The sequence below is a fragment of the Cellvibrio sp. genome, from assembly GCF_053579595.1.
The window spans coordinates 1-9,797 of sequence record NZ_JBRFPI010000154.1; the positions used below are offsets into that span (position 1 = coordinate 1).

Consider the following 9,797-nt stretch of genomic DNA (forward strand, 5'->3'; position numbering starts at 1 on the left):
GTCGCGGGTAGTGATGTAGCTGTCGCGGAACACTTTCATCAAGCGCTCTTTTTCGGCGTTACCGAAGCGTTGCGACATAACCGATTCCAGTGTGCACTGGTCATTCACCGCGCCGCCGTTGTGGGAGATGATCCCACCCATCATCCAGAATTCCTGGATCAACCAGTTGCCGAGGTTGGTACCGCGCAGATCTACGCGCTGGTTGGTGTTGGCGTTAACCCAGAGCGAGCCGCTTTGTTTGATGGCGGGTAGCGGCGTCCATGATTGGGTTTGTACCGGAACAATCCTGAACCAGTTGATGTTGAATCCACCGGCATTCACTTTGATCCCAAAGCGATGCACGCCCGCGCTCAAATTCACGCGCTGTTTGATGGTAGTCCAGGTCTGCCAGCCGCCAGTGCTGGGCACTGCGATGCTGCCGTAACCGGGGGTTCCACCTGCTTCTTCAAAGGTGATATTACCGCCGCCGCTTTGGCTGGCGATGCGATATTCAATATCGTAAGCGCCTGCTGTAGTGATATTGACGGGGCTGTTGGCGTAGGAGAGCCAATCATTGGCATCGATCCAGCCGACATTTTGGCCACCGCCGGTATCGGTAGTGGCTACAAGCTGCACACCATTCATATGGCTATAGGCTTCCGCCTGTATGGTGGCGGGGGTGCTTACCTGGCTAAGGCTGTATTGACTGAATAACGCGCCGCCGAGGCAGAGCGCAAGTGCTGACTTGTTCATAGTTGGGTACCTGTAAAGTTATTGTTATCTGTCACAGAGTACGAAAGCCTGATTCCGGATTACTGCATTCCCTGTTGTTGTGCGCTGGGTTGTGTGCGCTGGATTTCGTCGAGGCTGAGAATAGGGCGGCGGGCTCAATGCTGTCGTTCGAGAGCAAAAGTGGTACCTGAAAAAGTCCCAAGACGAACGGGTTCGACTATGGGAAAAATGCTCGTACGCGATTTTTTCTAGCCCAGTCGATTCATCTTCTATAGTATCCGGCGTGAAACAAATGGCTGCGGCGAATGACTCTAGCCATAAAAAATAAGAAGTTTTGGGGAGAAACCATGAACCAAGTCGTTTTCAACTTCCACGATGTTATCCTGTTAATGACGGCAATGCTCTGCTGTTTTTTTGCGCTTTTACTCATCGCCACCAATCCGCCCAAAAATACCAGCAACTACTTTCTCGCTGCGTTTTTGATTGCGCACGCCCTTATTCCTTTACATGAACTCATTCTCTGGGGGGCGGAGTTCAAATTGCATGTGCGTGAAAAATGGCCAGAAGTCTATTTTATCGGCGCATTCGCCTACTATTTGGATGCCGTGTTGCTCTATTTTTATGTGAAGTCACTGGTGTTCCGCGATTTCCATCTCCGCCCCAGGGATTATCTCCACCTGATCCCCTTTGGTCTGTTTGCACTCTTTATGGTGGCCGCCTTCTACCGTTTTCCTGCGGCGACGCGTCTGGAGTGGATCAACACCGAAGCTTTTGTGTATAGCCCGGGTTATATCGGCATGGATTTGTTTATCAAATGCACGCGCGTTGGTTACTGCATTGCAGGTTTCCTGCTGATTTTCAAATACAAAGACATCCTCAAAAATACCCATTCCAATATTGAGAAGGTGGACATCCTCTGGCTGAAGATCCTTGTGGTCGGATTTACCCTTGTCACCAGTATGGAGGCGTTCCTCGCCCTCGCGAAAATGGCAGGCCTGTTTGCCGATTACGATTTCCTCCACCCCGACCCCGATGGCAACCCGATTGAGTACATTGGTCTGAGCGGTTATTACGCGCTGTTCTTTTTGGTGTGTACGCTGGTATTCACCAGCATGCGCTACTTCAGCAATTTTGAGGCGGTCAAACAAAAAGACACCAAAGAGCCAGCCAAAAAATCCACGCAAGAAAAATTGCTCAACCCGGAATACGCCGCAAAAATTGACGGCCTGATGCGCGCGCAGAAAACCTATCTCAATCCGGAACTGACGCTGGATATGCTCGCTGAAACACTCGCCATTCCGGCAAAAGATTTATCGATGATCATCAACCGCCACTTCAACCACAACTTTTATGAATTCGTAAATGGCTACCGTATTGAAGAAGCGCAAAAGCGTTTGCTCGATCCGGCGAATAAAGAGAAGACAATTACCGATATCTATCTGGAAGTGGGTTTTAACAGTAAATCCGTCTTCAACACATTTTTCAAAAAACTGGTAGGTAAAACGCCATCGGAATATCGCCAGCAGCCAGCGGATGTGGCTGGGAATTAATATGCAACATATTGTGATTTTTGCGTTGGGTACCGGTGGTGATATCGATCCCATGGTCGCGCTGGGCATTGAGTTGATTCGCCGCGGCCACCAAGTGAGTTTTTTATCCAATGATTATTTTCAGCCAAGAATTGTTGCGGCGGGGCTGGAATTTATTTCGGTGGGCACGCTGGAGCAATATCACCAGGGCAATAGTGTTACGGCGTGGGAATCCAGAAATCACGTTGATAACTTTGAGCACTATCATGCGCCCGCGTTTGAACCCGCGTTTAACTATGTGAAAAGTCTGGCAGGGAAACAGGTACTGGTTCTGGCACTTGGCGAAGAAAACGGCGCAGCGGCAGCGGCAGAAAAATTCGGTTTGCCGTTTGTAAAAATGTTGTTATCGCCCAATCTTATTTTTTCAGCCTACAGCCCACCGGCGCCGATGAAGTGGGCAATCCCCAAGCGTATTCCACGCTTTATTGTGCGCTTTTTATTGCGCCGGAATCGCAAAACCCGCTTCAAAGTATTTTGCAGAATGGAACACACGCAAGCCTATTTGGCTACGCGCAAACGCTTGGGGTGCCCGCTGACATTTCAAACGGAATCTGCTGCGTTGTTGCAAATTGGTTTCTTCCCCGAATGGTTTGGTATGCCCGCCAAAGACTGGCCAAATAATTTAAAACTGGTGGGGTTTCCATTACAGAATCGCGCCAGTATGAATAGCCGCGCTGAATTAGACGCTTTTATTGAGCAACAGGGCGCTCCACTGATTTTTACCTCAGGTACTGGCGTAAAAGATGTTGCCGAGCTATTTACCGAAGGCCGAAAAATGTGCGAGCAATTGCAAGTACCCGGCGTATTTGTCGGCGGCGCGAGCGGCGCAGAACTCTTGCAAGGTTCTTCACTCTGCTTGCATCTTGATTACGTCGATTTTGAATACGCCCTATCAAAAGCCTTGGCGATTATTCATCACGGCGGTATGGGCACCACTGCGCAAGCGATTAAAGCAGGTATTCCACAACTGATTCGCCCCATCAAATATGACCAACCGGATAATGCTGATCGTATTTATCAATTGGGTTTGGGTACTTATGTGATGCCAGAGAAATTTAAAGCAGAGCAGGTCGCGCCGATGCTTGGCAATATGTTGCAGAAAGCTAAAAACTCTAAAGCACTGCGGCACTATGCTGCGGATGTAATTAACAGTAGTGCGATTGTTGATGCGTGTGATTTGGTTGAGCAGTTGAGTAAAAAATTGGAAGCGAAAGCAACGAGTTTGGCTGGGGGGATTGCAGTGCACTCCTGAATAAGCGAGTGCATGTGATGCTAACAATGCTTAATGCTTAATGCTTAATGCTTAATGTTTAAGGGCCACCCGTAAATTCAGGGTCAAGGTAGTAAGCGGCACGTTTGCCTTTGTATTTATACAGACCCAACAAATGGAATATCCAAGAGCCTATAAACTCGTCGGTAATCGTAATGGGTTTATCAAATTGACATCTAAAGTCTTCGTCTGTCTCTTTTTCTGATGTCTTAACGTTATATTGGGTAAGCAAACTACTTTTAATTGTTACATCAGGATTGGCTTTTTGGTAGGTAAACGTAAGCGTGTCACCTACCGAAAAAATTGCCGGCATTTGGTTTTGAGGTAGCGGAGGCTTAATTGCCGGGGTACCTGTTACCTGAAAATCCACTTTAGTGACTTGGCTGGCTTTTATCGCATCAGGAAACAAAAGCGTGAATGTATATTGGGTATTCTTTGGCTTTGTTGGCTTTGTTGGCTTTGTTGGCTTTGTTGGCTTTGTTGGCTTTGTTGTCATGTTGAATCCTTTTGTTAACAGTTTAAAAATTACCGCTTGCGCGGCGTAGCTCTAAAAGGTCGGGTTCTGCTTGAATCAGCTTCAACGGGTAACCCAGTTCTACTGCTTTGGTGAGTGCTGCTATAGCCTCCTCACGCTCACCTAGCAACTCATACGCTAAACCCGCACGAAAATGAACACTAGCACTTTTTGGCGCAAGTGCCATTACACGAACTAACAGTGGTTCTGCTTGTGTGCGGTCACCCAGTCGTGCTGAGTACAATCCCATGCGGGATACAAGTGTTGCATCGTCTTTCCTGCGCTCTAAAAGTGGCGTCAGTAAATCACGTGCTTTACGGTAGGCGTTTTTCGCTTCAGCTTCGCGTCCGGGAATCCAGAGTAATGTATCCGCCAAATTCGCCCAAGCAAGGTGGCTATTTGGGTTGCCTTTATTGGGCGACACAGCTGCCTCAAATGAGGCGGCGGCACCCACATAATTTCCGCGCATAAACAAGGCTGTGCCAAGGTTTCCGTGCAACCATTCACTGGAGCGAATCTGTAGTCCTTGTTGCAATATTTGCATGGCTTCATCGCTGCGGTTCTGATATTCAAGAACCATGCTTAGGGTGGCATATGCGGAAACGGCATCGGGTTGTAGTTGAATGCTTAGTCGAAAAGCCTCTTCAGCTTTTGAGAAATCATTCTGTGCTACGTAGATGGAGCCTAAAGTATCAGCGAAGTAACGTTCTTGGGGAAATTGCTTCAGGCCTTGTTGTGCAAGTTGAATTGCCTCGTCATAACGCTGTACTAAGCGCAGTGCAGATACTTTGCAGCGCCATGCAAAAATATTGGTTGGTTCAAGTACAAGTGCTTTATCAAACGAGGCAAAGGCTTTATCGTGTTCGGCTTTAATCGTAGATACATGTCCCAGGGCGACATGCACCAGTGCAAGCTGGGCATTTAGTTGCAATGCCTGCTGTGCACTCGCATCCGCTTTTTGCATCCAAATCGGGTCTTCATAGTCCCCGATATATCGGTAGCTGTACACCAGCGACAAGCCCGCAACTGCCGCTGCGTTGTTGGGTGTATGCGAAAGAATTCTGTTAAAACTTTTTTCTGCCGTTTCCAAGCTACCTGGCCTATCAAACAATTTGAGCGCTTCCAATCCTTTATTAAACTCACGCGCTTGCGAATAAGGTTCTTCCGTCTGGCGTTCAGTAATTTCATTGCTGGCATTTAGTGGCTGCAATTGCCACACCGCCACCGCTGCAATAATCAACACACTGAATAACCCAAAACCCACGCTGATTTTATTGTCAGCCACATAATTCTTAATCGACAGCCAACGCGATTTTTTCGGTGTTGCATTAACCGCAACAAAGCGCGTTTCAAAGGTGGGGTGATCCTGCGTTTTTACTGCGCTCTTGATTCCGGTATTTTTTATATTCGACTGATTCGCTGCAGTGCCATTAGAAATCAGCGCTTGCGTCTCATCGCTGACAAATTCATTTTCCAATTGCAAGTGGCTCAGTGCTTCAAACTGCGCAGCGACCCAGTGGGTATTGTCCGGGCGCTTGGCGGGATCTTTGCTGAGTAGCTGGCCGAGTAATTCATTAATCTCTGCTGGCAAATTCGGATTGTGCTTGCCGGGGGAAGTGGGCGGATGGGAAATAATCCGCTGCATTAACTGCAATTTATTATTGGTATCGCCAAACGGATGCGCGCCGCACAACAATTGGTAGGCGAGTATACCGAAGGAAAATAAATCGCTTTTAAAATCGATGGCTTCACCCATCGCCTGTTCGGGCGACATGGAGCAATAACTGCCCGCGATGTGATCGGTGAGTGTCGCGTTATAGTCTTGCGATTTGGCGATACCCAAATCGGTAATCTTGGCGACCTTGCGCTGGTTGATCAGGATATTTTCCGCTTTTAAATCGCGATGGATAATCCCGGCGTCGTGCGCAACCGCGAGGCCTTGGGCGATCTCCGTAAGCCAGCGCATCCGCTGTGCAAAGGGGGCAATGTGTTCGCGCAGATGCAGTTGTAAATTCTGGCCTTCCACCAATTCCATCACCAGCGCGAGTTGGTCGGGCGCTTCGATAAAATCGTAAATCTGCACAATATTCGGGTGATTTAATTTCGCCAGCAGCAGCGCCTCGCGTTTAAAACGCTCGACGTAATGGTGCTCAAATAATTCCGTGCGTAGGCATTTAATTGCGACTTGTCGATCCAGGCGTGTATCGCGTGCGCGGTAAACCAAACCCATGCCGCCGCGCCCGATACAATCGAGCAGCTCGTAGTGCCCGAGCCTATTAGGCTCCGTGGGCCCTGCAACGGCGGTGGGCCCAAGAGAGTTATTCATTCATCACTCAACAGGATATCAGTGGCGATTTCAGCGTGAGCTTTTCGCCTTTATAGACTTTAAATTTTTCACAGCCAAAACGGATTTTGCCACCGCGCCTTTCCAATAAATTTTGTTGGCCGATGGCGTCGGGCAGTACATCGACCAATTGTTTGCGCGCGCGGAAAATCTGGATATTCATATGGGTGCTATCTAGCCCCAATTCCGCCGCGAGCTGGTCTGCATAAACCCAACCCTGGCTTTTACTATCCAAGCCGCGCTCGGCATCTTCCGCGCGGTGGCGGGCGAGTTGCAGCAACAGATAGTGATGGGTGCGCACGGCCAAATCCAGCGTCTGCTGGTGATGCAATTCGAGCTGGGTGGTTTCTTCGTCCATGCTCATATTAAAAATAAATTCGTAATCATTGATATGGCGCGAGGCTTTTGCTTCGGTCGGGCCATAAATTTGCGCGCGTACAAATTGCCAGTGGCTGCCGCTGAATTGCACTAGATCGCCATCGTTTAATTCAGGCTGCTCATGTTCGCTCTGTTGCAGCAGTGCTTCCTGGTGCCACTGCTGTGTTTGCTCGTTGTAAAACAGTGCGAGCTCCGGGTGTTCTGCATCGGGCAGCAGGTGGTAGCGCGAGAGGTAAATAGGTTCAATTTGCGTGTGCATGTTCTCCAGCGGCCAGAGCATATCGGCAGGTGGAGCCAGATTGATCACGGTAAAACCCGGGTCAGTTTGTTCGGCAAAGTGGATTTCATCATTCAGGCTCAGGTCGCGGGTATCGCCCTGACCGAGGCTAACACCATTCACCCAAGTGCCGTTGAGGCCGAGATTTTTGAGGCGCCAATGGCTGCCATTCCATTCAATCGCCGCGTGCAATTTGGAGACGTAGGGTTTATCGATGTGGGTATCCACACTCTCTGCAAGCCTGCCAAAGGTGTGATGGGGCGCGAGAGGAAAGTAATTCTCTGTAGCGACATCCAACAAATAAGCCATAAGGTTTCCGCGTAAAAAGTAAGCATTTCCAGAGCGCGGTGCCGCTGATTTTTTTCGCTCCCTGTGTCAATGCTGCCCGCGCGTCTACGTGTGTGCTGATCTATATGTTGGTTTGGGTTAGGTGCTGTCTGTAATGCCCTGTAATAGGCAATTTAATCCAAGGGCTATAGATTGCCACAAGATGCCCCAGTTTTCCCACCTATTGTCTGCATGGATTAAGAGACTGTCGCTATGATTGCCCTGTTCCAAGCCGCTATGAACCACAAGCCGGTCGCCCGCGCCATCCACACATTCAATCAGTCCACTAGCGCCAAGTGGGTGCCGGTAAATAAAAGTTTTATCACGCTTAGCAAAATTATCCTGCGCGCGGCGGTTGATCGCCTCGGCCTTGCGCATGCGTCCATCACCCTGCGCTGCGTTACCCATCAGGGCTATCACCATTTGTTACTGGTTAATGACACTCAGGATTTGCAGCTTGCCGCGGCAGGAAAGGTAGAGGAATTTTTTATCTCCACGCAGGAGGCAAACAATTCTCCCTTTGAAGATTTTATCGCCGAGACCGCGTTCAGTTTACCGCTGAATTTTAAATTGCCGCAGGGGCAGCCGCAGCGCCTGGGGTATTTGGTTGCACAGGCTGCGCCGGGCGTGGAAGCAAAACCTGCACAATTAACCAAAGAGCTGGCATTGGTTGCTGATGAAATTATCCGCACCATTGGTCGTTACCAGACCCGATACCGTGCGATCCATATTTATGGCGACCAGAGTTATTGGATCGGCAACAGCAAAGCATTGCGCCAATTGGATCAACGGATCGATCAATTGGCCAAAGGGACGCAGCCGGTATTGATCCGCGCCAACAGAGGCAGTGGCAAAGTGATTGCTGCGCGCAGCCTGCATTGTTTATCGCGCGCCGATACCGCGCCCTTTATCGAATCGGATTGCAAAGAATGGGAGGAGGGCGCAGCGGCGAGCATTTTGCAATCGCTGCACACCTACGCCAATGGCGGCACCCTGTTTGTGCGCAATATCGATGCGTTATCCAACAGTAGTTTCCAGGCGTTGCGCAATTTTTGGCTCAAGGCTGCCAACGCCCGTTTTGATGGCACCTACAGTGTGCGTTTGATTATGAGCTTGAGCAGTGAGGATGCTCCACTTGCGTCCATCCAGTCCCAGTGGTTGGCGCAACATGCGCAAGAATTGCGTCTACCTGCATTGCGGGAGCGTTACGGTGATCTGCGCGATCTCGCCCAGTTTTATATCCGCGAATTTGCACTGACAGCCGAGTTTGATTTAACCGAAGAGGCCTGGCAGCTGCTGGAATCCACCGATAGTTTGGTTGATGTTGAACAATTAAAAGCGGCGATTCAAAAACTCGCCGTGATCGCTAATGGCGTACTGGTGTCAGCAGACGAGTTGCGCTTAGTTCTGGGTTGATTCTGCTTTCTGTCCTTCCGCTCCAATAAATCTCCTCCCGCACGCGGGAGTGACGCTGGCTATTGGCAGGGTTATACTGCCCCGTCTTTTATCCTGACCCTGTCGTCTTCAGGGTGTCATCGGACTCCGGTTATGAAAATTGCAGTTGTATTCGTGTTGCTCAGCTTGAGCCTTGGCGCCTGTGGCCAAAAAGGCCCGCTCTATTTGCCTCAGCCCAGTAAGCCCCAGCCGCCTGCTTCACAAACCCAGTCAGCGCAACCCAAGGCAGACCAGCCTCAGGCCAATCAGCCTGAAACTCCGGCAGAGTAATTCCAACACCATCCGCTCCCCGCTTTTTGATCGAGAATATTTATGCAGCATTTCACCGAACGCAATGGCGAACTCTACGTTGAAGATACCCCGCTGGCCGCTGTTGCCGAACGCTTCGGCACGCCCTGTTATGTGTACAGCCGCGCGGCTTTTACGCAACAGTACTTGTCCTATGCGCAGGCCTTGGGTTCGCATCCCGGCATGATTTGTTATGCGATCAAAGCCAACTCCAATCTCGCGATTTTAAATATGCTCGCCAAACTCGGTGCCGGTTTCGATATCGTCTCTGGTGGTGAATTGGAGCGTGTGCTGCTTGCGGGCGGCCAGCCATCGCGCATCGTGTTTTCCGGCGTGGGTAAAAGCGCGGATGAAATTTCGCGCGCATTGGAGGTGGGCATTTTCTGTTTGAATGTGGAGTGAGAAGCGGAGCTGGAACTGCTTGCGCAAATCGCTGCACAAAAAGGCAAGGTGGCAAATGTATCCCTGAGGGTAAATCCCGACGTGGATGCCAATACCCATCCGTATATTTCTACCGGATTAAAAGAAAATAAATTCGGTATCGCGATTGAGCGTGCACCAGCTGTTTATGCGCGCGCTGCACAATTGCCGAGCTTGGCGATCAAATGTTTGGATTGTCATATCGGCTCGCAGCTTACCCAACT

At 49.9% G+C, this 9,797-nt stretch carries 8 protein-coding genes and 1 pseudogene; 5 read left to right on the forward strand and 4 right to left on the reverse strand.

The window, feature by feature from the left end; genetic code table 11:
* Window positions 1–732, reverse strand: a 732-nt coding sequence (locus ACWA6V_RS11005; protein ID WP_449522531.1) for a carbohydrate-binding protein, incomplete at its 3' end; no start/stop codon positions are given.
* A gap of 326 nt (window positions 733–1,058) precedes the next feature.
* Between ACWA6V_RS11005 and ACWA6V_RS11010 the strand changes: the two genes are divergently transcribed.
* Both ACWA6V_RS11010 and ACWA6V_RS11015 read left to right on the forward strand, forming a co-directional pair.
* Window positions 1,059–2,261, forward strand: coding sequence for a helix-turn-helix domain-containing protein (locus tag ACWA6V_RS11010; protein WP_449522532.1), 1,203 nt, complete (start codon window positions 1,059–1,061; stop codon window positions 2,259–2,261).
* Window position 2,262: 1 nt separating this feature from the next.
* Window positions 2,263–3,552 carry a glycosyltransferase gene (locus ACWA6V_RS11015; protein WP_449522533.1) on the forward strand — a complete coding sequence of 430 codons (1,290 nt, stop codon included), beginning with the start codon at window positions 2,263–2,265 and terminating at the stop codon, window positions 3,550–3,552.
* A 58-nt stretch (window positions 3,553–3,610) separates the two neighbouring features.
* On the opposite strand, the gene ACWA6V_RS11020 is transcribed toward ACWA6V_RS11015, so the two are convergent.
* Genes ACWA6V_RS11020 through ACWA6V_RS11030 form a run of 3 tightly spaced genes read right to left on the reverse strand, consistent with a single transcriptional unit; the run spans window position 3,611 to window position 7,392 of the window.
* A complete protein-coding gene (locus ACWA6V_RS11020; protein ID WP_449522534.1) occupies window positions 3,611–4,066 on the reverse strand; it encodes a hypothetical protein in 456 nt (151 codons plus the stop codon).
* 22 nt (window positions 4,067–4,088) lie between these two features.
* Window positions 4,089–6,410, reverse strand: a complete 2,322-nt coding sequence (locus ACWA6V_RS11025; RefSeq protein WP_449522535.1) for a protein kinase domain-containing protein — start codon at window positions 6,408–6,410, stop codon at window positions 4,089–4,091.
* 7 nt (window positions 6,411–6,417) lie between these two features.
* Window positions 6,418–7,392 (reverse strand): FHA domain-containing protein, encoded by a 975-nt coding sequence (locus ACWA6V_RS11030; protein WP_449522536.1) that lies wholly within the window; start codon window positions 7,390–7,392, stop codon window positions 6,418–6,420.
* A 231-nt stretch (window positions 7,393–7,623) separates the two neighbouring features.
* Between ACWA6V_RS11030 and ACWA6V_RS11035 the strand changes: the two genes are divergently transcribed.
* From ACWA6V_RS11035 to ACWA6V_RS11045, 3 genes and pseudogenes are all read left to right on the forward strand, one after another.
* On the forward strand, window positions 7,624–8,826 hold the full coding sequence (locus tag ACWA6V_RS11035; protein WP_449522537.1) for a sigma 54-interacting transcriptional regulator: 1,203 nt from the start codon (window positions 7,624–7,626) through the stop codon (window positions 8,824–8,826).
* Window positions 8,827–8,958: 132 nt separating this feature from the next.
* On the forward strand, window positions 8,959–9,135 hold the full coding sequence (gene lptM / locus ACWA6V_RS11040) for an LPS translocon maturation chaperone LptM (protein ID WP_449522538.1): 177 nt from the start codon (window positions 8,959–8,961) through the stop codon (window positions 9,133–9,135).
* A gap of 42 nt (window positions 9,136–9,177) precedes the next feature.
* Window positions 9,178–9,797 (forward strand): annotated as a pseudogene (locus ACWA6V_RS11045) (diaminopimelate decarboxylase family protein); the annotation flags it as partial.

Coding starts and splice junctions, on each gene's coding strand:
- ACWA6V_RS11010 (WP_449522532.1), top strand. CDS start 1,059: ATGAACCAAGTCGTTTTCAACTTCCACGATGTTATCCTGTTAATGACG.
- ACWA6V_RS11015 (WP_449522533.1), top strand. CDS start 2,263: ATGCAACATATTGTGATTTTTGCGTTGGGTACCGGTGGTGATATCGAT.
- ACWA6V_RS11020 (WP_449522534.1), bottom strand. CDS start 4,066: ATGACAACAAAGCCAACAAAGCCAACAAAGCCAACAAAGCCAACAAAG.
- ACWA6V_RS11035 (WP_449522537.1), top strand. CDS start 7,624: ATGATTGCCCTGTTCCAAGCCGCTATGAACCACAAGCCGGTCGCCCGC.
- ACWA6V_RS11030 (WP_449522536.1), bottom strand. CDS start 7,392: ATGGCTTATTTGTTGGATGTCGCTACAGAGAATTACTTTCCTCTCGCG.
- lptM (WP_449522538.1), top strand. CDS start 8,959: ATGAAAATTGCAGTTGTATTCGTGTTGCTCAGCTTGAGCCTTGGCGCC.
- ACWA6V_RS11025 (WP_449522535.1), bottom strand. CDS start 6,410: ATGAATAACTCTCTTGGGCCCACCGCCGTTGCAGGGCCCACGGAGCCT.